Origin of the sequence: Phenylobacterium sp., from assembly GCF_004297125.1 — a bacterium.
Taxonomy (GTDB): Bacteria; Pseudomonadota; Alphaproteobacteria; order Caulobacterales; family Caulobacteraceae; genus Phenylobacterium.
Genome location: NZ_SCVD01000016.1, coordinates 1 through 21577 on the forward strand (window position 1 = coordinate 1; position 21577 = coordinate 21577).

Genomic DNA, 21577 nt, shown 5'->3' on the forward strand with positions numbered 1-21577 from the left:
GTGACGACGTCCTGGTCGAGGGTTTCGGGGCCGAAGCGGTGCTTGCGGTCGTCGAAGTGGAGGTAGTGCTCCATGAGCCGGAAGCGCTGTTCCTGGCGGTCCTCCCAGTCGGGGCCGTCGTATTCGCGTTCGGCCCAGATGACCCGGCCGACGGCCTCCTCCAGGTCGGCGCGGCGGCGGGCGGCCGGATTGAGCGGGGCGGAGACCGGCGCGCGGGGACGGGGGTCGCGAGCCTGCAGCCAGCGGGCGTGCTGCTCGGCGTCGCGCTTCAGCTTGGCCTTGAGGGCGAGGGTCTGGCGGACGCAGCGGGAGATGCGCTGGTAGGCGTGGCTGAGCTCGGCGACCTGGGCGGGGTCGTCGCTCGCCAGGGCCAGGCCGTGGACATGCTTGGCGAGCGCCAGGTCCAGCTCGGCGAGCTGGCCCAGGAGCTGCTGGTCGCGATCGACGATGTCCGCTTCGGGCGACATGAACATAACGAGAACATACCGCAGCGGCAAATGTCAAAGTTGTTCGTCGGTTTTTGCGGAGGCGTGGACGTTTCGCGGCCTCAGGGCACAAAAAAGGCCCCGCCGAAGCGGGGCCCCCAAACATCGCCGGTCGTGTCCTAGGCGACAGCCAAGGCGGCGCGGCGGCGACGCAGGGCCGCGCCGGCTCCGCCGAAGCCGAGGATCATCAGCGCCCAGGCGCCCGGCTCGGGAACGGCGACAAAAGCGTCGCGAGCACCCTTGGCGCCCGTGTCCCCCTGCGTGTCGATGGTGTCGGCGGCGAACCACCAGCCACCATCGTTCGACTTGAGGCGGTTGCCCGTGCCAGTGCCGGTGAGGCGGCCATTGCTGTCAAAGGTCGCACCGACGCCGGCGAAGGTGATGCCGGCCGCGTTGCTGATCTTGAAGACGAACGGCGGGGCTTCGCTGAGCGACGGACCGCAGCAGGAGAAGCCGTTGGTGAAGGTTCCGAACGGCGACTGCATGAACGAGCTTTCGCCGAGGTAGGTGAAGCTGCCGCCGCCAACCGGGTCGAGGATGCTGATCGTGCTGTTCGGCGAGTCGAGCAGGTTGAAGGCGAAGGCGATGTGCGCCTTGCCATTGTCGACGATCCCCGTCAGCGGCGCATTCAGGTCGACGGTGATCAGAAGGTCCTTGCCGCCGGCCAGTTCCTCGATGGTGACGAGGCCATAGTCGCCATCCACCGACAGGTTGGAGTCGATGTGTTGGATCTTAGAGGTGTAGGTCAGGGCCGAAGCCTGTCCGGCCACGGCGAGGGACGCGACGAGCGCCGTCCCCAGGAGAAGTTTCTTAAGCATCGAATGTCCCCGATATCTGGATTTCGATGGACATCGCTATCAGATGGCCGGCCACGGCAATCTCATTCCCCTCAGAGGCGATTGCCGCCAGCCGGCCAGCGCGGGCGGCCGACGGACCATTCGGCTGGCGCGGATTGCTCGATAAGCTATTGAATAAGCGTGAGAAGTGGAATCTCGATGGGACAGGCGCCGGCGGTTCCGCGCGATCACCCGACGCCCAATTTGAGTAACGCGGGCGTTCAGCTCGGCGTGCGGAGGCGAAACGCCCCCGGGACCTGGCCGACCACCGTTCCATCTTCGCGCTTCAACAGGACGACCGGGCGGGTCAGCTGGCCCTGGTGCTGATAGGCCAGGAAGGGGAACACGCCCTCCGGGAGCACACCCGCATCGATCTCTTCTTCCGCGAAGACGCCGAAGGCACGCCGCCCGACGCAGACGACCACCTGCTGTCGAGCCGCGACGGACCGCTTGGCCCACGAGCGGATCTCCGCAAGGTAGGGCGCTTTCCGCCACGCATCCGGCTTCGCAGGATCGACGTCGATGACGAGCTGCTGGCTCTCGAACCTGTTGCGCAGGATGAAGCCGCATCGCTCGGGCTTCCAGCGTTCGTCGAGCTGCGGCATCAGGATCCAGCCGCACTGCCACGCCTTGCAGACGTCAGGGTGCTCGCCCCAGATCGCGCATCCCTTGCCGGGGCGGTTGTGGACACACCATTGGTGCGCCGGCTTCTGGAGCTCCTCCACGTAGACGAGCTTGCAGCAAAGGCTGCAGGTCCCGCACGATTTCCCGTGGGTGTTCAACGCTCCCTACTCCCCCGGCGCCGCAAGTGTCAGCATGCACGCATCCTTGCACCTGGATAGGTTACGGTCCGCTTTCCTGCATCGACGAAGACGAAGTGACCCTGTCGCCGGATGCTGGCCGCTCGGCCACGCCGCCGGCATGCCGCGCTACCTGGCCACCATGTCCCGCTTCAGCCAACGGCACGTCGCCAGGAAGAACAGGCCGGAGAGGGCGTAGAGGGCGGAGGTGATCAGCATCGCCCGCTGCAGGCTGGCGGGGTGGGCGATCCGGCAGGCCTCGGCCAAGTCGGCGCCGAGCGCGGCCAGCGAGCCCTCGCAGGCGGCGCGCGTCAGACCCACCGCATTCAGTTCGCGCAGTTGCAGGCCGAAGAGCAGGTCGCTCAGGGCGCCGATGAAGAGCGGCCCCAGGCCGTAGCCCAGCAGGTTGATCACCAGGAGCATCACGGCGGTGGAAACCGCGCGCACCTGCGGGGACACCACGCCCTGGCCGATGGTGTATTGCGCCGCCAGGTAGCCGTACTTGATGGCCCCGCCGACGCAGAGGCCGATCAGGCAGAACCACAGATCGTCGGTCGTGAACGCCCAGACATAGAACGGCACGCTGGCGACGAGACCGGCGGCAGGGAGCCAGGCGATGGCGTTCGGATGGCGCTTGCCGAGGCGCTCGGCCAACCAGCCCGTGGTCAGCGTTCCGAGCGCGGACGCCGCCGCCACGGGCGCGTTGATCATCAGGGCGGCCTCCCCGGCCGACAGACCGAAGCTGCGGTTGATGAACAGGGACTGGAACGAGGCGATGCCGTAGCCGCAGAAGGCCGCCGTCGTTGCGCCCGCCGTCATGGTCCAGAACGATGGCTTCGACGCCAGTTCGCGGAGGCCATCGGCGAAACGTGGCCGCTCGCGTCGCACGCCGCCCGGCGGATCGCTGTAGCCGCGGGGCGGTTCCTTGACCGTCAGCCGGAAGACCAGGGCGACGAGAATGCCGGGCGTCCCGACCACGAAGAAGGCCGCGCGCCAGCCGAAGGCGTCGGTGACGGGCCCGCCGACGAGGTTGGCCAGCATGCCGCCCAGAGTCACGCCCATAGCGTAGTAGCCGAGCGCCGTGGATCTGCGGTGCGGCGGATAGTAGTCCGCGATCAGCGAATTCGCCGGCGGCGTGCAGCCCGCTTCGCCGATGCCGACGCCGACCCGGCAGGCCAGCAGGATCCAATATCCGCCCACGACGAGCGAGCCGATCGTGACCTCGGCCGCCAAGCCGCAGAGGGCGGTCATCAGGGACCACAGGGCGATGCAGACGGTCATGATCCGCACCCGGTGGCGCGTCTCCGCATACTGGGCCAACGGCACGCCGACCACGGTGTAGAGCAGCGCAAAGCCGAAGCCCGTCAGCAGCCCGAACGCGGTGTCCGAGATCCCCAGTTCGGGCTTCAGGTCGGGCGCGACCACCGCCAGCAGGCCGCGGTCCACGAAGTTCAGGATGTAGACGAGCAGCAGCGCGTTCAGGACGTAGCTGCGGTAGGCTTTGGAGCCGAAGCCGTCGATGTGGCCGGCGTCGGCGGCCGTGGCGAGGTGGGTCAAGGTCCGGGTCCCGTTGTGCGCTTCAGGCGAAGTCGACGGCGCCGAGCCGGGAATGCGGATCCAGGAGCGCCTTGATGCAGGCGCTGAGCTGGCGGTTCGGCGCGGGCGTATAGCGGCGATAGACGTTCAGGTTCACGGGGCCGAGGCCATGCTCGGCGCTGAAGCTGCCGCCGTGGGCCTCGACGACGGCATAGACCCGTTCACGGACGCGGCGCTCGGTGTCTTCGAGGTCGGCCTGGGGCGCCGGCCACACCAGGTTGAGATGCAGTCCGCCGTCGCCCCAGTGGCCGAAATCGCAGACGCGCAGCATCGGGAACGCCCTGGCCAGTTCCTCGACCACCACCGCCCGGAACGCGGGCAGGCGGGAGCGGATGACCGAGACGTCGAACGCGATCACGTGGCCCTCGCGCCGCAGGCTGTCGCTGATCGCGTGCCGCAGATCCCAGATGCGCTCCGGCGCGCCGACCCGCGCATCGGCCACCAGCGGCGCCGGTCCGTCGGAGAGCTCCGCCAGCAGCCCGACCAGAACCTCCTCGACATCGCGGTCGGCCTCGGTTGCGCCGAGTTCGACGAGCACGACATAGGGCGGCAGGATGTCCGGTGCGAACGGACTTGCGAGCCCGGGATTGTGCTTGAGGGCTGCGGCCAGGGCCTCGCGCGAAAGCCCCTCGAAGGCGGTGAGCAGCGGGCCCACGCGACCCTCCAGAGCCTGGAGCAGGGCCGGGATGGCTGTGATGTCGGTCGGTGCGACCAGGGCGGTGGCGGTTCGCCGCAGCACGGGGGCCAGCTCGACGATGGCGCGGGTGACGATGCCGAGGCTGCCGCCGGTCCCGACGAACAGCTGCTTCAGGTCGACCCCCGAATTGTCCTTGCGCAGGCCGCGCATGTCGCTGACGAGCGTGCCGTCGGCGAGGAGCGCCTCGAGCCCCAGGACCCGGCGCCGCATGCCGCCGTAGCGCAGTTGCCGCGTCCCGCCGGTGTTGGTTCCCACCATGCCGCCGATGGTGGGGTCCGCGCCAAGATCGATGGGCAGCCAGAGGCCCGAGGCCGCCGCCGCGCCGTTCAGGGCGGAAAGGCGGACGCCCGCCTGGACGGTCGCGGTGCGGTCCGCCACGTTCAGCGTCTCGATCCGCCGAAGCCGCTCCAGGCTGAGGACCAACTGGTCGCCGCCGGGGCTGGGCGTGCTCGCGCCCACGAGGCCGGTGTTGGCGCCCTGCGGGACCAGTCGCAGGCCGTGCCGGGCGGCGAATCGCACGGCCGCGGCCGTGGCCTCGATCGAGGCGGGCCTGAGCACGGCGAGCGCGCGCCCGGCCCCGTAGCGGTATCCACGCTCGTAGGCCGAGGCCCGGTCGCCGGTGATCACCCCGCCGTCACCCAGAAGGCCGGAGAGGCCTCCGAGCAGCGCCGGCGACAGGCCTTCGCTCACGCCGCCGCCTCGGTCATCTTGAAGATCCCCTGGGCGTTGGCGCTGTCGAAGCCGAGATCCAGCGCGTCGCTGCCAGGCAGTCGATCGCGCTCGATGAACTCGAAGAAGGAGCCGGGGACCTTGCGCTGTATCGCGCGGCCGTGGTCGTCCACGAAGGGGCGGTCGACCTGATCGGCGAGGAAGGCGGTCTGGCGCACCCGGCCGGACTTCGAGACCTCGATCTTCGCCTTCAGCGGCCGGCCCAAGGCGCGTTGCGCGGCCGTGGTGGCGGCGAGGGAGGCGACCCGGTCGGTGGCGTGGTTGAAGGCGTTACCCTCCGTGGAGATCCACGCCATCTCGGCCGACTCGTGCCGGACCGCTTCGTAGTCCGACAGGGCCGGCGGCGCATGGTTGCGCTGGAAGCAGGCGACCAACGACGGCAGCAGGGCCGCGGCCTCGGCGAGATCGAGCCGGCCCTGCCGGGCCAGGCGGTCCAGCCTGCGGCGGTCGGCCGGGGTCAGCGGGTCCCGGGAACTGCGGGTGATGCGCGCGGCGGCCTGCTGGAAGGCGCAGGTGAACCGATCGGTGTGCAACTCGCTGACGAAGAACTGCGGGATGTGCTCCGGCAGGTCGGCATGGGCATAGGCGCGGCCCGTCATGCGCAGGGCCCGCAGCGGATATTCGGCGGCGCGGACATAGCCGAGCGGTTCAAGGATCCGGGTGAAGGCCGCCTCGCCGCGGGGCAGTTCGCCCATGTGCTGGGAGTCCACCGTCCGCATGGCTCCGTGGTCGAACGTCAGTCGCGCGCCCGTCTGCCGCAGGTCATCCAGGTAGGCCGCAGCCGTCGGCGTTCGCGCCAGCAGGTCGCCGAGCAGGGCGACGTTCAGCGCCTGGGCCAACATCGCGCGCGAAACCTCATGGCCCGTGGCCTCGGCGACGGCGGGGTGCAGCTCCAGCACCGGCGACAGGTCGCCGGGGCGGCCGGGAAGGGCGTGGAGGAGTTCGGTGAGGAGGAGGTTGGAGGGCATGACGCTTTCGACGGCTTGAGGAAATCCGCGCAGAACCTTTCTCAACTTTGACAAAGAGTCCAGTTTAGAATATTTGAAACTTGGGCAATCATGGGAGGGGCGGCATATGCGCAGGCAGTCGTGGTTCGCGGGCGCGGCTCTGGCGATGACGATCGCCGGCGGCGGCGCCCAGGCGCAGGAGTCCGCGCCGGCTCCGGGACCCTTCGACACCGCGGTCTTCGCGGCGGCCAGCAAGGTCCAGACCAAGGTCGTCGCCTGGCGCCGCGACATCCACCAGCATCCCGAACTCGGCAACCGCGAGGTGCGCACCGCGAAGCTGGTGGCCGATCACCTGCGCAAGCTGGGGTTCGAGGTGCGGACCGGAGTGGCGAAGACCGGCGTGGTGGCGGTGCTCAAGGGCGGCAAGCCGGGCGGCGTGGTCGCGCTGCGCGCCGACATGGACGCCCTGCCGGTCGCCGAGCAGACGGGCGCCGCCTACGCATCGAAGGTCAAGACCGAGTACAACGGGCAGACCGTCTCGGTCATGCACGCCTGCGGGCACGACGCCCACGTGGCGATCCTGATGGGCGCGGCCGAGGTCCTGGCCTCGATGCGCAGCGAGATTCCGGGGACGGTCGTCCTGCTGTTCCAGCCTTCGGAGGAAGGTCCGCCGGCCGGGGAGGAGGGCGGCGCAGCCCTGATGGTCAAGGAAGGCGTGCTGAACGATCCGCGCCCCGGCGCCATCTTCGGCCTGCATGTCGCTCCGGGCGAGCCGGGACGGCTGGCTTGGCGGCCGGGACCGATGATGGCCGCCGACGACGCCTATGAGATCAAGCTGAAGGGCAAGCAGACCCACGGCGCCAACCCGTGGACCGGCATCGACATCGTCTCGATGGCGGCCGAGATCGTGCAGGCGTTCAACCAGATCGCCGCGCGGCAGATCAAGGTGACGATCACCCCCACCATCCTGACCGTTTCGACGATCAACGGAGGGCTGCGCTACAACATCATTCCCGAGGACCTGACCATGACCGGCACGCTCCGGTCGTTCGACCCTGGCCTGCGCAAGGAGATCATGGCGCGGGCGGAGAAGGCGGTGGCCAGCATTTCGGAGCGCTACGGCGGCAGCGGTCGGATCGCATGGGGGCTGCCCAACCCTGTGACGAGCAATGACCTCGCGCTGACCGCGCGCATGAAGCCCACCCTGATCCGGGCGGCGCGGGGCGACATCAAGGACGACATCGAGTTCATCACCGGCGCCGAGGATTTCGCCTTCTACCAGCAGGAGGTCCCGGGCCTGTTCTACGACCTGGGGATCGGGTTCCCGCCAGGCCCGAACCATTCGCCGATGTTCAACGTGATGGACGAGAGCGCCCTGGAAGTCGGCGTCCGGGCCCAGGCCCTGACCGCGCTGGACTATCTGGCGAGCGTGGCCGCGGGGCGCTGACGGGCGGAGGTGTCCGCAGGGCGACGCTCCCCGGCGCCGATCGCCTCTCGCGGCGGCGCGCGCGGCAGGGTCCTGGCGGTTGTCGAGTCGCGATCCGCGAGGCCCGACCAACCAGAACCGGCGGCTGGAGCTGCGCTAGGCGGTCTTGCCGGGACGCAGGTAGATCGACTGGCGCGGGCGGGCGAGCACGCGGCGCAGCATCGGTTCGAACGCCTCAAGCGGCATGGACTCGTAGCCGGGATCGAAGCTGTTCTGGTCGTAGCGGTGGCAGAACTCGGCGCAGTACTCGAAGTGCGGGTGGCCGCGGTGCTGCTCGCGCAGGTCCCGATCCAGGCCGAGGTGCTGGAAGAAGTAGTAGCCCTGGAACACGCCGTGCTTGTCGAGCATCCAGTGGTTCGCGTCGGAGACGAAGGGCTTGAGGATGACCGCGCCGATCTCGGCGTGGTTGGCGGGGCCCATCAGGTCGCCGATGTCGTGCAGCAGGGCGCACACCACATATTCCTCGTCCCGGCCGTCGCGGTGCGCGCGCGTGGCGGTCTGCAGGCTGTGTTCCAGCCGGCTCACGGAATAGCCGTCGAGCCCGCCCTCGAGCATCCGCAGTTGGCCTAGCAGGCGGTCGGGCAGTTCGGCCCGGAAGGCGGCGGCGTGGCGGACGATCTCGGCCCACTGCTCGGGCGTGGCTTCCGTCATGGCGTGGAAACCGGTCTTCGCGTCGGGTGGGTCGCCGTCGGCCATGGTGGTCCTTCCCCTCGGAGTTTCAGCCATCCTAGCGCCGCCGCCGGCCGGAGAATGTCAGCGGCTTGGCATTCCATGCCCGTCGGGCGCCGCGTGGGCCTCGGCCTTCAGGGCGGCGAGGTCCAGGATGCGGATCGACCGGTAGCCGAGGGCGACCAGGCCGCGATCGCCGAGGCGGCGAAGATGGACGGCGACGGTCTGCCGGGATGTTCCGACGATGCTGGCGACGTCCTCATGGCGCAGGGCCAGATCGTGTTCGGCTCTCCCTTGCTTCCGCGTGAGGCTCAGAAGGGCGTAGGCGATCTGCGCGCTCAGCGGTTGGGTCAAGGTTCGCCCGGCGAACGCCATGGCCGCCCGGTGCCGTCGCGAGGCGAGACGCGCCATGGCGCGGACGAAGGTCGGATCGTCGCGCATCACCCGCTCAGCGTCCGCCTGTGGCAGGTGCGCGATCCGGGTGGGACCCGTGCAGATGGCGTCGTTCAGGCGGGGGCGACCGTCCAGCGTCGAGATCTCGCCGAACCAGTCCCCGGCCTCCGCCACATGGTTCAGGAGCTGCTGTCCGCCGGGAAAGCGCATGACCAGCCGCACCTGTCCTCGCACCACGCCGTAGAGCCCGTCCGGCGGATCGCCGGTCCGGAAGATCGACCGCCCGTCGTCGAGATCGCGCACCCGGATCGAACTCAGGAAGCGGGACCGCAGGTCCGCCGGGAAGCTCGCCAGCCAGGGGCTCGTATCCATCGGCGGGGCCGCGGTTGGTGATGCTGCTGACATGTGTGGATCCGCCATATCTGCATAAGAAGCCGGTCATTGACCCGGGAAGTTGTAGTGCTAGCATGTCAGTAAGCAAGAGGGAGGCGGGGTATGGGCGAGCGGTGGCGGATGTCGATGGCGGCGGCGGTGGGGGCCCTCGCCCTTGTGGCGGCCGGCGTGGCGGGAGCCGCGCCCGCGCCGGGCGTGAGCCAGCTCTTCGAGGTCACCACGGCCCAGACGCGGTCGATCAGCCCTGAGAACCTGACCGGCCAGAAGGGCGGCGGCGCCAAGCTGGAGGCCAAGGACGGGACGGCGTCCTATGCCGCGGCCGAACTCGGCAAGGGCTGGAAGGTCAATCCCTATGTCCACGTCCCGCCGGGCCAGACGATCAACCTGGGCGAGGCGGCCGGCCCCGGCATGATCAACCACATATGGATGACCCTGGGCGGCCTGGCGGAATACCGGTCGGCGATCCTGCGCGTCTATTGGGACGGCGAGAAGACGCCATCGGTGGAGGCGCCCGTCGGCGATTTCTTCGCGGCGGGCTGGGGACGCGGCGCAGAACCGATCATCGATTCGGCCGTCGTGGCCGTGACGCCGGGCAGCGGCTTCAACAGCTTCTGGCAGATGCCCTTCCGCAAGAATTTCCGCATGACTCTGGAGAACCGCAGCGGAAAGCCGCTGCGGATCTACTACCAGATCAACTACGCGCTGCAGCCTGTGTCGGCCGGGGCTGGCTACTTTCACGCCCAGTTCCGGATGGTGGATCGCCTGAAAGCCAAGGACGTCTACACGATCCTCGATGGTGTCTCGGGGCGCGGCCAGTACGTGGGCACCTATATCGGCCATGGCGCCTTCAGCCCCGGTTGGTGGGGCGAAGGCGAGGTCAAGTTCTACATGGACGGCGACAAGGACTATCCGACCATCGCCGGCACGGGGGAGGAGGACTACTTCCTCGGCTCGTACATCTATGTGAAGCGCGGCGCCGACGGTCGGCGGCGGGAGGTCAACTATTCGACCCACTACGCCGGCTTCTACGCGCTGAAGCCGGCTGAGGTGGACGGCGACTACTTCCGCGCCGACGGCGAGCGTCGCTACGGCCAGTATCGCTGGCACGTGCTGGATCCGATCCGCTTCCAGAAGGATCTGCGGGTGACGATCCAGAGCCTCGGTTGGACGGACGCCTCGCCAAAGCGGGAGGCCGGCAACGGCCGCTACCTGCCGCTCGAGGATTCCCTCGCCTCGGTGGCCTATTGGTATCAGCTCGAACCGCACGCGCCGTTCCCCATCCTACCCGCAGACGCAGCCATGCAGATCGCACCGGCGCGCGGCGGAGCGACGTCGGGCGCAACCGGTGGGACGGGACCTAGTCAGCCCTGAGCGGCCAACGACCTTGTCTGAATTAGACAAAGAATCCAAGATGGATTATCAATCCAAACAAGCGGTCGCGCTCATGCTGCGCGCCTGACGAAGAGGGGAAGCGGGATGGGTCTGTCGATCAGCGCGCACAGGGTGGCGAAGCCTCTGGCGTTGGCCCTGGTGCTGTCGCTCGCGACGGCCAGTGCGGGCGCCCGCCCTCGGGTGGACGAACTCTATCGGCTGGAGGACAGTGAGAGCCGCTCGATCAGCCCCGAGAACCTGACGGGTGAGAAGGGAGGCGGGTCGCGCACGCCGCTGGAGAAGGGCAGCGCCGGGGTGCAGGCGACCGACCTGGGGATCGGCTGGAAGGTCAATCCTTCGATCGAAATCCCGGCCGGCGGCAAGATCGTGATGGGCGAGGCCAGCGGGCCGGGGATCATCAACCACATCTGGATGACGATCGGCGGCAAGGGCCACTACCGGTCGATGATCCTGCGCATCTACTGGGACGATGAGAAGACCCCGTCGGTGGAGGCGCCGGTGGGCGACTTCTTCGCCGCCGCGTTCGGCAAGGAGTCCACGCCGCTGATCGATTCCGCGGTGGTCACCGTGAACCCGGAGAGCGGGCTCAACAGCTGGTGGCAGATGCCGTTTCGGAAGACGTTCCGCATCGAGCTGGAGAACCGCTCGCAGCATGTGAGCGAGGTCTACTACCAGATCGATTACGCGCTTCAGAAGGTGCCGGCCGACGCGGCCTACTTCCACGCCCAGTTCCGCAAGCTCGACAAGGTGAAGTACAAGGAGGTCTACACCATCCTCGATGGCGTGAAGGGCCGCGGTCACTACGTCGGCACTTATCTCACGCACCTGGCCTTCAGCCCCGGCTGGTGGGGCGAGGGCGAGGTGAAGTTCTACGTGGATGGCGACGGCGAGTTCCCGACCATCAACTACACCGGCGAGGAGGACTACTTCCTCGGCTCCTACGGCTATCGCCATCGCGGGACGGGCAAGCTGGAGGAGACCGACTTCTCCACCCTCTACGCGGGCTTCCACGCCCACAACAAGACCGACATGGCGACCCAGTACTACATGTCCGATCGCGAGCGGCGTATCGGCCAGTACCGATGGCACGTGCTGGATCCGATCCGCTTCAAATCCGACCTGCGCATCACACTCCAGTCCATGGGCTGGAAGTCGCCGCTGCGCTATCGGCTGCTGGAGGACGGCTATTCGTCGGTGGCGTTCTGGTACCAGGCCGAGCCGCACGCGGCGTTCCCGAAGCTGCCCGACGACGCCGACCTCCAGTTCAAGCCGCTGGTCGAACCGCCCCAGCCGGCCTTCATCTCGGGCGGCCCGCTGACGATCGACTCGCCCATCGAGGAGATCATGATGAGCTGGGAGGCCCGCCAACTGGTGAACCGCGAGCTGCCCAGCCTGGCGGGACATCCCTCCTACAACGAGTTCAAGGGCATGCGGTTGAAGGACCTCCAGGGCGCGTCCGAGGGGGTGATCACCGACAAGGCCATCGCCAACATCGACGCCGGTCTGAAGGCGATGATCCCGAAGCCGCGCTAGGGCCCGGTCATGAGCGCCGAGCGCGGAAGTCTCGGGCCGGTGCTGGCCACCCTGCTGGTGGCGGGCAGCATGATCGGCTCGGGCGTCTATCTCCTGCCCGCCAGCCTGGCGTCGCTCGGCTCCATCAGCCTTCTCGGCTGGCTGGGCGCCATCGCGGCGGCCCTGGTGTTCGCGGCGGTCTTCGCCTGGCTGGCGGTGCTCGGCCGGGACGGCGGCGTCGGCTTCATCGGCAGCATCGCCACGGCGTTCGGTCCCCGGGCGGGGTTCGTGGCGGCCGTGCTCTATTGGCTGCAGGGCGTGCTGGGCAACGTCGCCCTGGCCCTGGCGGTCACCGGCTGCCTGACCGTGCTGTTCCCGGGCCTGGCGCCCATGCATGCGACGACCGCCTGCACGATCGTGGTGACCTGGGTATTCGTCCTTCTGAACCTCGTCGGCCCCCGGCTGGTGGCGCAGATGGAGGGCTGGACCCTGCTGTTCGGCCTGGCGCCTGTCCTGGCCGCCGGCGTGTTCGGCTGGTTCTATTTCGACCCGGCGGTGTTCGCCGCCTCGTGGAACGTCAGCGGCAAGCCGGCGGGCGAGATCCTGCCCGGCGCGATCGTTCTTATCATGTGGGCGTTCCTGGGCCTGGAAAGCGCCTGCGTGGCCGCGGGCACGCTGCGCGATCCGTCCCGTACGGCGCCCATCGCCACGATCTGCGGCGTGCTGATCGCGGCCGCCGTCTATCTCTCGGCCTGTACGGCCCTCACCGGCATCCTGTCCGCCGAGACGCTGGCGGCCTCACCGGCGCCGTTCGCCGATGCGGCGGCGCGGATGGTCGGGGGATCGCTCGCGGTCGTGGTTGCGATCTGTGCCGCCTTCAAGGCGGCCGGGACGCTGGGGGGCTGGGTGCTCCTGACATCCACCGCGGGCCAACTCGCCGTCGAGATGCAAGCTCCGCCCAGCGTGGCGCGCGCACCGTCGAAGGCCAACTTCATCGCCAACGGCGTCCTGCTCACGGCCATCACCTTGCTGATCGCCCAGCCGTCGATCGGCAAGCAGTTCACGGTGGTCATCAACGCCGCCGTTGTCCTGATGCTGTGCGTCTACGCCCTCGCGGGGGCGGCCCTGGTGCGGCTGCGAGGCGGCGGCCAGGCGGGCTGGCGAAGGTGGGCCGCGCGCGGCCTAGGGGCGGGTTGCGTCCTGCTCATCGCCGCCGTGCTGACCAGCCAGGACGTCGGAATGCTGCTGCTCGCCCTGGTCGCTGTCGCCGGCGCATTGGCGGCCTGGCCGCTGCTCGCCGTCAGGCTGCGCCTCCGTCGAGCCTGACCTTCGGAAGCTGGTCGCGTCATCGGGGCGTGATAGTTGCGTCTTGTAATTGACAAAACGTCCAACTTAGACAAAATCAAAAACAACCTAGCTTCAGGGGAGGGAAACGATGGCGATGCGGCGTCTCAGGGCGGTCGAATTGATGTGTGGCGGGGCGGTGTCCCTGCTTGCGATGAACGGGGTGGCCTATGCACAGGCCGCGGGCGGGGCGGATGCGAACGAGATCGAGGCGATCATCGTCACGGCTCAGAAGCGCACCGAGAATCTGCAGGACGTGCCCCTGAGCATCCAGGCGCTGAGCCAGGAGAAGCTGGAGCGCCTGAACGCGAAGGACTTCGTGGACGTGGTGCGGCACCTGCCCGCGGTCTCGATCCGCAGCATCGTGCCGGGCGTGGGCAACATCTTCATGCGCGGGATCTCCAGCGGCCCCGATGGCGGCGCTTCCGGTTCGCTGCCCAGCGTTGGCGTCTACCTGGACGAGCAGCCGGTCACGACGATCCAGGGCACGCTGGACATCCAGATGTTCGATATCTCGCGGGTCGAGGCCCTGGCCGGCCCGCAAGGCACGCTGTACGGCGCAAGTTCGCAGTCCGGCACCTTGCGCATCATCACGAACAAGCCGGAGCCGGGGGTGACCCGGGGCCGCCTGGACGTCGAAGGCAACGCGACGTTCAAGGGCGGCGTCGGCTACTCCATCGCCGGCATGCTGAACGTGCCGATCGCCGAACAGGTGACGCTGCGCGCGGTGGCCTGGAACCGCCTGGACCCCGGCTACATCGACAATGTGCCGGCCACCCGCAAGTATGTGAGTTCAGGCATCACGATCGGCAACGCGGCGATCGCCAAGAAGGATTTCAACGACGTCGAGGTCTCGGGCGCCCGAGCCGCGCTGCGGATCGAACTGGACGACAACTGGACGATCACGCCGCAGGCGATGATCCAGGAGACCAAGGCCAACGGGAACACCTATCAGATCCTCGGCCGGGACCTGGAAGTCGAGCGGTTCTCCCGCGACCATCGCGACGACACCTACTGGCAAGCCGCGCTGACCGTTCAGGGGAAGGTCGGGGATCTGGATGTCACCTATGCGGGCGCTTACCTGAACCGCAAGTTCAACACCTTCTTCGACTACTCGGACTACTCGTTCTTCTACGACACGCTGTTCGGGATGGGGCAGATCATCCGCAACAACGCGGGTCAGATGATCGATCCGTCCCAGCGGACGCATTCGGACAGCCTCTACACCCGCAACTCCCACGAGATCCGGTTCGCCACGCCGCAGGATAAGCGCCTGCGGCTGACGGGAGGGCTCTTCTACATGGAGCAGCGGCATGAGATGCGCAGCCAGTACATCATCGAGGGCCTGGCCACCTCGCTGTCGGTGACGAACTGGCCGGACACCCAGTGGCTGACAGACCAGCAGCGCACCGACCGTGACTACGCGGCCTTTGGCGAGGTCTCGTTCGACGTGCTGCCGCAACTCACGCTGACGGGCGGGGGCCGCGTGTTCAAGGCGACGAGCCACATCGTGGGCTTCGCTGGGCTGCGGGGCAACGAGCGGGCGTGCTTCGGCCCGACCACCTTTGGCCGGGGCCCCTGCACGAACGTGGACCGCAAGGCCAAGGGCGATGGCTTCTCGCCACGGCTGAACGCCACCTGGAAAGTGGACGACGACCGCCTGCTCTACGTCACCTATTCCGAAGGCTTCCGGCCGGGCGGCATCAACCGCGCCCCCCAATCGGCGGCCTACGAGCCCGATTATCTCAAGAACTACGAGGCCGGGTGGAAGACCACCTGGGCGAACGGCCGGCTGCGGTTCAACGGCGCGGTCTTCAACGACAAGTGGGACGACTTCCAACTGTTCGTGCAGACGACCGCGAACATCGCCGAGGTGCGCAATGTCGGCAAGGCGCGCGTCCGGGGCTTCGAGACGGACTTCGCGGCCAAGGTGGCAGGCGGGCTCTCGATCACTGGCGCGGCCTCGGTCATCGACGCCAAGCTGCTCGAGAACTACTGTGGCCGGATCGACGCCAACGGCGATCCGATCACCACCTGCGCCACGCCGATCTCGCCGGAGGGCGCGCGGCTGCCGCTTTCGGCGAAGTTCAAGGGTTCGCTCTCGGTGCGCTACGATTGGACGATGGGCGACGCCAACATGTTCGTCGAAGCCACAGGCGCGCATCAGGGCTCCAGCTGGAGCAGCTTGCGGACCCGGGACCGGGTGTTGCAGGGCAAGAGCCCGGGTTTCGAGACCCTGGACCTGAGCGCCGGGGCGACCTGGGACACCTGGCGTTTGTCGGTCTATGCCCGCAACCTCTTCGACAGCCGAGGTGAACTGGCCCGCCTGACGTCCTGTCCGGCGTCGATTTGCTCGCGCATCTACCAGGTGCCGATCCGGCCGCGAAACGTCGGCCTCAAGTTCAGCTACGACTTCTAGGGAGGGTTAGACGGAGCGCGATCCTCCCCCGATCCGTCTCGCGCCCGAGGCGTCCGCAGCCCAGGCTGCGGGCGCCGTCGTGCGTCTGCGGGCGCTGCTCGACCGCGAGCCGGATCACCCGCACGCCTGGCGCCAGCTGGGAGATGCTTTGCTGGTCCTGGGCGAGGCGGGCGCGGCGGCGGACGCGCATCTGCGCCAGGTGGAGAACGCTGCGGGCGACCCGGAGATGCGGCAGGCGGCGCTGGCGCTGGCCGCCAATCGGCTGGACGAGGCGGAGCCCAGGCTGCGCGCCATTCTTCGGGCCCGGCCGACGGAAGTGGCGGCGATCCGCATGCTGGCGGAGCTCGCGATCCGCATCGAACGCCTGGCCGACGCGGAGGCCTTGCTGGACCGCGCCCTGGAGCTGGCCCCGGGCTTCGACGCCGCCCGATTCAACCGCGCCGTGGTCCGGCATCGGCGGGGGCGTGGGGTCGCGGCGCTGGAGGACATCGATCACCTGCTGGCGGTCTCGCCGGATCAGCTGGGTTATCGCGCCACGCGCGCGGCCATCCTCAGCCGCACGGGCGACTACGAGGCGGCCATCGCCGACTACGACCAGCTGTTGGCGCATCCGGGGCCTGCGGCGGACGCGCGGCTCTGGCTCAGCCGCGGCCACGCGCTGAAGACCATCGGCCGGCGGGACGACTGCCTGGCCGCCTACCTCCGCGCCGTGGAGCTCTCGCCGTCATTGGGCGAGGCCTGGTGGAGCCTGGCGAACCTGAAGACCCACCGGTTCGCCGCCCATGACCTGGCGCGCATGCAGGAAGGGCTCTCCGGCGCCGAGGTCAGCGACGACGACCGGATGCATCTTCATTTCGCGCTGGGGCGCGGGTTCGAGACGGCGGGCCGCCCGGCCGAGGCGTTCGATCACTACGCCCAGGCCAACGCCATGCGCAGGTCGCAGCTGCCCTACGACGCGGACGTCACCCGCGGACATGTGGCGGCCTTGTCGCGACATGTGGACGCCCCAGCGCTGGCGGCGCGACGCGGGCAGGGCGATCCATCGCCGGACCCCATTTTCATCGTCGGTCTCCCCCGCTCGGGTTCGACCCTGCTGGAGCAGATCCTGGCCAGCCACCCCCAGGTGGAAGGCACGATGGAACTGGCCGACATCACGACCATGGCGGCGGAGATCGAGGCGCGCACCGACGGCTCGCCGGACGCCTATGTGCGCGAGCTGCTGTCGCTGGACGCCGAGACCCTGGCCGCGCTGGGCCGGCGCTACATCGAAGGCACCCGGGTGCATCGCCGGGAGGGCGCGCCGCGGTTCATCGACAAGATGCCGAACAACTGGATGCACACGCTGCTCATCCAGCTGATCCTGCCCAACGCGTCGATCGTCGACGCCCGCCGCCACCCGCTGGACTGCGGGGTCTCCTGCTTCGTCCAGCACTTCGCGCGCGGGCAGCCGTTCGCCTACGACCTGGCGGACATTGGCCGCTACTACGCCGACTATGTGGAGCTGATGGCGCATGTGGACGCGGTGCTGCCGGGCCGCGTGCACCGGGTCTTCCACGAACGGCTGGTCGGCGATCCCGAGGGCGAGATCCGGAACCTGCTGGCCGCCTGCGGGCTGCCGTTCGACCCGGCGTGCCTGGAGTTCCATCGCAACACCCGCCCCGTCCGCACCGCCAGCGCCGAACAGGTGCGACAGCCGCTGACGGCGGAGGGCATGGGGCGGTGGCGGACGTTCGAACCCTGGCTGGAACCGCTGCGCGGGGCGCTGGGCCGCGCGCTGGACGACTATCCGGCCTGACGTCAGTCGACGGCGGGGCGTCGACCGCTCTCGACCCAGGTGCGCAGGGTGCGCCAAACGCCGCGCATCTCGTCCTGGCTGAAGCCGCAGTGGTCGTAGCCCTTGCCGCCGATGGGCAGGGGCGCCTGAACGGCCGGGGCCGTGAACTGGATCAGCCGCTCGCCGTTGCCGGCCGCGGCGACGATGCGGGTCAGGCTCTCGGCGTGCGCGTAGGGGACCAGCGAGTCGATGCGGTTGTGGATCGAGACCAGCGGCGTCTCGAACCGCCCGGTCACCTGCCGCCAGCGGCGCGCCTCGGCGACGGCGGCGGGGTCGGCGGCAAACCGCTGGACGCCGCGGTTGAAGGCCTCGGCCTCCGCGGGCGTCATGTCCAGGCTGCGATAGACCTTGTCCTGGTTGCCGTAGACCTGGCCGCCGAAGGTGGCGCGGAAGTCGTCGGCGCCGAAACCCAGGGTGACGAACGGCAGCACGAAGGACGCCAGTTCGGGCTCGAAGCCGCCGATGGACGCGACCTGGCGGACGATCCGCGCTTCACGGCCTTCCGGCGCCGCCTCCGCGGCCTTGAACAGGGCCACGATGGGTGCGGTCAGCGCCAGCACCTGCTTGCGGCGGAAGGCGTCGCCGTCCTCGCCCGGCGGCGGAACGATCGGCATCGCCGAGCGCGTGGCGTCCTGGACGCCCGGCAGGGCGTAGGGCGTGCCGGCGGTGAGCTGGTTGTAGGCGGCCCGAAGGTCGGTGAGCTGGCCGAGCTCGCGCTCCCAGCCGTCGGTCACCCCGCACTGGGCGATGGCGCCGTCGAAGGCGCGGGGCTGAGTCTCCACCAGGGTCATGACGATGTTGCCGCCCATGGACGAGCCGTTGACGTAGACCCGCTGGGCGCCCAGCGCCTTCACCAGCTCGCGCAGGCGCAGCGTCGCCTTCACGCCGGCCTCTACGGCCATGCCGGACTTGTCGTAGGCGCTGGCGCCGGCGGCCAGACCGTCGCCATAGGCCACCGCCATGATCCCGCTGCCCCCCGAGAGCCGGGAAGTCGGGTCGTCGGATATCCGCTCCGGCGTGCCGGGCAGGGTGTAGCCGTGGGCGTGGAGCAGCGCGTCGCCCCTCCAGCCCGCCGGGATCGCCAGCGCGAACGTGCGGCCGTCCAGCTTGCCGTTCAGGATCAGGCCGTCATTCGGTCCGGCGCGGGCGCTAAGGTCGGCGGCGCCCGAGGCCTTGGCGGTCCGGATGAGCGCCGACTGCGCCTTGGTGGGCTTGAAGACGGCCGCCGTGTCGGCCGCCGCGGCGGCCATCGGAGAAGCCGCGATCAGGACGGTCGCCAGAAGGGCGGCGCGCGCCGCGCGGGCGCTGCGGGTGACGGTGAAACGCAAGGGCGGACTCCTCAGGAGGCGTTGAGACTGCGCCAGGCGAGCTCGGCGATCGCCGCGTCCTGGGCGCCGATGCCGGTCAGGTCGGCGATGGCCATGGCTTCCGGCGGCAGGACGGTCCTTGCGCCCGCCGCCAGCGCCTCGCCGATCTCCGTCATCCGGGTCGGCGGCAGCACGCCGGCGCTGTCGCCGTAGGCCGCGCACTGGGTGCGCGAGTCCACCAGCACGAGCTGGGCGGCGTCCATCAATTCGGGCGACAGCTCGCGCTTGCCCGAGGCGTCGGCGCCGACCGCCACGATCCGCAAGCCCGGCCGCGCCGTCTCCGCTCCGATCAGCGGGCTCTTTGCCGGCGTGGTCGTGACGATGAGGTCGGCGTCCCGGCACAGGGAGGCCAGATCGTCGGCGACCTCCGCCGTCAGATCCTCGGCGCGCAGATCCTGCGCCAGCTCCTCGGCGCGGTCGGCCGATCGGGCCCAGATGAGCACGCGCCGAACGCCGGTGGTCCGCGCGATCCAGCGGGCCTGCAGGGCGGCTTGCGTGCCGGCGCCGATCACGCCGAGCGTCTGGGGATCGGCCGGCGCGATGAGGCGGGCCGCGATGGCGCCGGCGACCGCCGTCCGCAGGTCGGTGAGCGCGCCGTCGTCCGACAGCACGCCCAGCGGCGCGCCGGTCTGGGCGTCGAACACCAGCATCAGACCGTTGCTCGAGGGCAGGCCCTGCGCGGGGTTCTCGTAGAAGCTGCTGGCCATCTTGATCGCGAACAGCTTGCGCCCGTCGATATGCGCGCCCTTGACGTGGACGTCGCCCGGCGGGCGGTCAAAGCGAAGGTGTCCGACCGCGATGGATTGCACCTTGCCCGCGGAGTGGTCGCGGAAGGCCTGGGCAATGGCTTCCAGGGCCTCATCCGCGTCGATGGCCGACAGGATGGCGTCCTTGTTGAACCACTTCACGCGGGGTTGGAGTCCTGCCGGAGGGCGCCGAGCTCGTTGTAGACCGTCGCGCGGCTCACCCCGAGGATGCGGGCCACATAGGCCGGAGCCCGGCGAGCCTCGAACGCCCCGATGCCCTGCAGGCCGCGGATCAACTCGCGGCGGCTGGCGCGGTCGATGTCCGCGATCTGGACTTTCCGCTCGCCGCACCAGTCGGTGACGAAGCGGTTGATGCGTTCATGCCAGTCGTGGACGAACAGGGCGCGGACATCGTCGTCCTGCGGCGGAGCGCCCAGGAAGCCGTCCAGCGCGCGGCGCACCTGGTCGAACCGCGAGACGTCCATGTTGATGCACATGAGGCCGATCGGCTCGTCGCCTTCGCGGATCACGATCGACACGCACTTCATGCGGCGGCCGTCCCAGTTGGTCTTCTCGTACGGGCCGATGATCCGCTGGCCCGGATTGAAGTTGAGATCTTCGAGCTGCGACGGATCGCCAGGCGTCCGGCGTGACTGCGGATTGGCGATGTAGGCGACCGACTCGCTGGCCAGGTCGTGGATCGCCACCTCGACGAAGGGTGCGAACAGCGCTGCTATGCCTTCCGCCACCGCAAAGCTGGGTTCCAGCCCCGGCGACCAGGCCTGGGTGTCGGAAAGGTCGCGCATGCCGTCTCCTGGGGATTTGACAATCAGTCTATTCTGGAAATAGCATGCAACTTGCAAGCGGGCAATGGCTGCTCTGCAAGCTTCGGGAGGAGCGCGGTGGCGGCCAGTGTGTCGGACTTTAAGGGTTTTTCCGCCGCCGGCATCTCCGATCTTGCAACCAGCGCGCGTGAGGCCGAGCGCGCTCTGCGCGCCCGCACGCCGCCCAGCCCGCTGACCTACAGTCCGGCGCTGTCGCAACTCTACGGATGCGACGTGCTGTTGAAGTGCGAACATCTGCTGCCCACCGGATCCTTCAAGTTCCGTGGCGGCTACACCAAGCTCACCCGACTTTCGGAGGACGACCGCCGGCGCGGCGTGGTCGCGGCCTCGACGGGCAACCACGGACAGGCGCTGGCGCTGGCGGGGCGGGAGCTCGGGATTGCGGTGACGGTGCATGCGCCGGTGGGCGCCTCGCCCGCGAAGCTGGACGCCATGCGGGCCTATGGCGCGACCCTGGTTCTCCACGAAGGCGATCCCCTGGCGTCGGAACTGGCCGCGCGCGCGGCTTCGGAGCGCGACGGGCTCACATATGTCTCCCCATACAATGATCCCGACGTGATCGCGGGGCAGGGCTCGCTGGCCGTGGAACTGCTGGGCCAGGCCGAGCGGCTGGACGCCGTCGTGCTGTCGGTGGGCGGCGGCGGCCTGTTGTGCGGCGTCGGCGCCGTGCTGGCAGATCAGCGACCAACCACGGAACTGATCGCGGCCTGGCCCGCCAACGCCGTAAGCCTCCTGCGCTCGATGCGGGCGGGCCACGCCGTGGAGGTCGACGAGCGGCCGACGATCTCAGACGCCACGGCAGGCGGAGTGGAGCCGGGCGCCATCACCATCGGCCTGGCCGCCGCGCTCGCGCCGACCTGCGTGGAGGTCTCGGAAGATCGCATCGTCGAGGGGATGCGTCGGCTGGCCGAGCACGAGCACTGGATGGTCGAAGGCGCGGCGGGGTTGGCGCTGGCGGGCGTCGAAGCCTGCGGACCGCGTCTGGCCGGGCGGACCGTGGCGGTCGTGGTCTGCGGACGCAACATCCAGTTCCAGCGCTTTCTGGACGCTGTCGCGCCGCGCTAAGCGCGCTCATTGACATGTCGGA

At 69.1% G+C, this 21577-nt stretch carries 18 protein-coding genes; 7 read left to right on the forward strand and 11 right to left on the reverse strand.

Features of this window, described 5'->3' with window-relative positions; all coding sequences use genetic code 11:
• The 6 genes from EPO51_RS07865 to EPO51_RS07890 form a co-directional block, all read right to left on the reverse strand.
• On the reverse strand, nucleotides 1–467 hold a 467-nt coding region (locus EPO51_RS07865), incomplete at its 3' end, for a hypothetical protein (RefSeq protein ID WP_293348369.1).
• A gap of 137 nt (nucleotides 468–604) precedes the next feature.
• Nucleotides 605–1303, reverse strand: coding sequence for a PEPxxWA-CTERM sorting domain-containing protein (locus tag EPO51_RS07870; protein WP_293348372.1), 699 nt, complete (start codon nucleotides 1301–1303; stop codon nucleotides 605–607).
• A gap of 239 nt (nucleotides 1304–1542) precedes the next feature.
• Nucleotides 1543–2103, reverse strand: coding sequence for a YkgJ family cysteine cluster protein (locus tag EPO51_RS07875; RefSeq protein ID WP_293348375.1), 561 nt, complete (start codon nucleotides 2101–2103; stop codon nucleotides 1543–1545).
• Nucleotides 2104–2250: 147 nt separating this feature from the next.
• On the reverse strand, nucleotides 2251–3678 hold the full coding sequence (locus EPO51_RS07880) for a spinster family MFS transporter (RefSeq protein WP_293348378.1): 1428 nt from the start codon (nucleotides 3676–3678) through the stop codon (nucleotides 2251–2253).
• A 22-nt stretch (nucleotides 3679–3700) separates the two neighbouring features.
• Nucleotides 3701–5104 carry an FAD-binding oxidoreductase gene (locus tag EPO51_RS07885; protein ID WP_293348381.1) on the reverse strand — a complete coding sequence of 468 codons (1404 nt, stop codon included), beginning with the start codon at nucleotides 5102–5104 and terminating at the stop codon, nucleotides 3701–3703.
• The gene (locus EPO51_RS07890; protein WP_293348384.1) at nucleotides 5101–6111 is read right to left on the reverse strand and encodes a 2-oxoadipate dioxygenase/decarboxylase family protein; all 1011 of its coding nucleotides are present in this window, start codon (nucleotides 6109–6111) and stop codon (nucleotides 5101–5103) included. The genes EPO51_RS07885 and EPO51_RS07890 overlap by 4 nt, the downstream gene beginning before the upstream one ends.
• Nucleotides 6112–6217: 106 nt before the next feature.
• Between EPO51_RS07890 and EPO51_RS07895 the strand changes: the two genes are divergently transcribed.
• Nucleotides 6218–7537 (forward strand): amidohydrolase, encoded by a 1320-nt coding sequence (locus EPO51_RS07895; protein WP_293348386.1) that lies wholly within the window; start codon nucleotides 6218–6220, stop codon nucleotides 7535–7537.
• A gap of 135 nt (nucleotides 7538–7672) precedes the next feature.
• Here the strand turns inward: EPO51_RS07895 and EPO51_RS07900 are convergent, their stop codons facing one another.
• The gene (locus tag EPO51_RS07900) at nucleotides 7673–8272 is read right to left on the reverse strand and encodes an HD domain-containing protein (protein ID WP_293348388.1); all 600 of its coding nucleotides are present in this window, start codon (nucleotides 8270–8272) and stop codon (nucleotides 7673–7675) included.
• Between the two features lie 57 nt (nucleotides 8273–8329).
• On the reverse strand, nucleotides 8330–9010 hold the full coding sequence (locus EPO51_RS07905) for a Crp/Fnr family transcriptional regulator (protein ID WP_293348390.1): 681 nt from the start codon (nucleotides 9008–9010) through the stop codon (nucleotides 8330–8332).
• 123 nt (nucleotides 9011–9133) lie between these two features.
• On the opposite strand from EPO51_RS07905, the gene EPO51_RS07910 reads away from it, so the two are divergent.
• The 5 genes from EPO51_RS07910 to EPO51_RS07930 all read left to right on the forward strand — a co-directional run bounded on the left by EPO51_RS07910 (nucleotide 9134) and on the right by EPO51_RS07930 (nucleotide 17493).
• On the forward strand, nucleotides 9134–10402 hold the full coding sequence (locus EPO51_RS07910) for a glycoside hydrolase family 172 protein (protein ID WP_293348392.1): 1269 nt from the start codon (nucleotides 9134–9136) through the stop codon (nucleotides 10400–10402).
• Nucleotides 10403–10507: 105 nt separating this feature from the next.
• A complete protein-coding gene (locus EPO51_RS07915) occupies nucleotides 10508–11956 on the forward strand; it encodes a glycoside hydrolase family 172 protein (RefSeq protein WP_293348395.1) in 1449 nt (482 codons plus the stop codon).
• A 9-nt stretch (nucleotides 11957–11965) separates the two neighbouring features.
• Nucleotides 11966–13261: an amino acid permease gene (locus EPO51_RS07920; protein ID WP_293348398.1), complete on the forward strand. Its 1296-nt coding sequence runs from the start codon at nucleotides 11966–11968 to the stop codon at nucleotides 13259–13261.
• Between the two features lie 109 nt (nucleotides 13262–13370).
• Nucleotides 13371–15698 (forward strand): TonB-dependent receptor, encoded by a 2328-nt coding sequence (locus tag EPO51_RS07925; protein WP_293348401.1) that lies wholly within the window; start codon nucleotides 13371–13373, stop codon nucleotides 15696–15698.
• A gap of 79 nt (nucleotides 15699–15777) precedes the next feature.
• Nucleotides 15778–17493, forward strand: coding sequence for a tetratricopeptide repeat-containing sulfotransferase family protein (locus EPO51_RS07930; protein ID WP_293348404.1), 1716 nt, complete (start codon nucleotides 15778–15780; stop codon nucleotides 17491–17493).
• 2 nt (nucleotides 17494–17495) lie between these two features.
• On the opposite strand, the gene EPO51_RS07935 is transcribed toward EPO51_RS07930, so the two are convergent.
• The 3 genes from EPO51_RS07935 to EPO51_RS07945 are packed head-to-tail and all read right to left on the reverse strand — an operon-like array spanning nucleotide 17496 to nucleotide 20451.
• Entirely contained in the window at nucleotides 17496–18860 is a 1365-nt protein-coding gene (locus EPO51_RS07935; RefSeq protein WP_293348408.1) for an alpha/beta hydrolase family protein, read from the reverse strand.
• Between the two features lie 11 nt (nucleotides 18861–18871).
• On the reverse strand, nucleotides 18872–19807 hold the full coding sequence (locus EPO51_RS07940; protein ID WP_293348411.1) for an ornithine cyclodeaminase family protein: 936 nt from the start codon (nucleotides 19805–19807) through the stop codon (nucleotides 18872–18874).
• Nucleotides 19804–20451, reverse strand: coding sequence for a helix-turn-helix transcriptional regulator (locus EPO51_RS07945; protein ID WP_293348414.1), 648 nt, complete (start codon nucleotides 20449–20451; stop codon nucleotides 19804–19806). The genes EPO51_RS07940 and EPO51_RS07945 overlap by 4 nt, the downstream gene beginning before the upstream one ends.
• A gap of 108 nt (nucleotides 20452–20559) precedes the next feature.
• Here EPO51_RS07945 and EPO51_RS07950 point away from each other — a divergent pair, with 108 nt between their 5' ends.
• Entirely contained in the window at nucleotides 20560–21555 is a 996-nt protein-coding gene (locus EPO51_RS07950; RefSeq protein ID WP_293348417.1) for a threonine/serine dehydratase, read from the forward strand.
• Nucleotides 21556–21577 lie beyond the last annotated feature (22 nt).

Excerpts from the sequence above, each read along its gene's own strand:
- EPO51_RS07890 (WP_293348384.1), bottom strand. The coding sequence starts at position 6,111 with ATGCCCTCCAACCTCCTCCTCACCGAACTCCTCCACGCCCTTCCCGGC.
- EPO51_RS07870 (WP_293348372.1), bottom strand. The coding sequence starts at position 1,303 with ATGCTTAAGAAACTTCTCCTGGGGACGGCGCTCGTCGCGTCCCTCGCC.
- EPO51_RS07895 (WP_293348386.1), top strand. The coding sequence starts at position 6,218 with ATGCGCAGGCAGTCGTGGTTCGCGGGCGCGGCTCTGGCGATGACGATC.
- EPO51_RS07925 (WP_293348401.1), top strand. The coding sequence starts at position 13,371 with ATGGCGATGCGGCGTCTCAGGGCGGTCGAATTGATGTGTGGCGGGGCG.
- EPO51_RS07910 (WP_293348392.1), top strand. The coding sequence starts at position 9,134 with ATGGGCGAGCGGTGGCGGATGTCGATGGCGGCGGCGGTGGGGGCCCTC.
- EPO51_RS07920 (WP_293348398.1), top strand. The coding sequence starts at position 11,966 with ATGAGCGCCGAGCGCGGAAGTCTCGGGCCGGTGCTGGCCACCCTGCTG.
- EPO51_RS07900 (WP_293348388.1), bottom strand. The coding sequence starts at position 8,272 with ATGGCCGACGGCGACCCACCCGACGCGAAGACCGGTTTCCACGCCATG.
- EPO51_RS07905 (WP_293348390.1), bottom strand. The coding sequence starts at position 9,010 with ATGGATACGAGCCCCTGGCTGGCGAGCTTCCCGGCGGACCTGCGGTCC.
- EPO51_RS07945 (WP_293348414.1), bottom strand. The coding sequence starts at position 20,451 with ATGCGCGACCTTTCCGACACCCAGGCCTGGTCGCCGGGGCTGGAACCC.
- EPO51_RS07915 (WP_293348395.1), top strand. The coding sequence starts at position 10,508 with ATGGGTCTGTCGATCAGCGCGCACAGGGTGGCGAAGCCTCTGGCGTTG.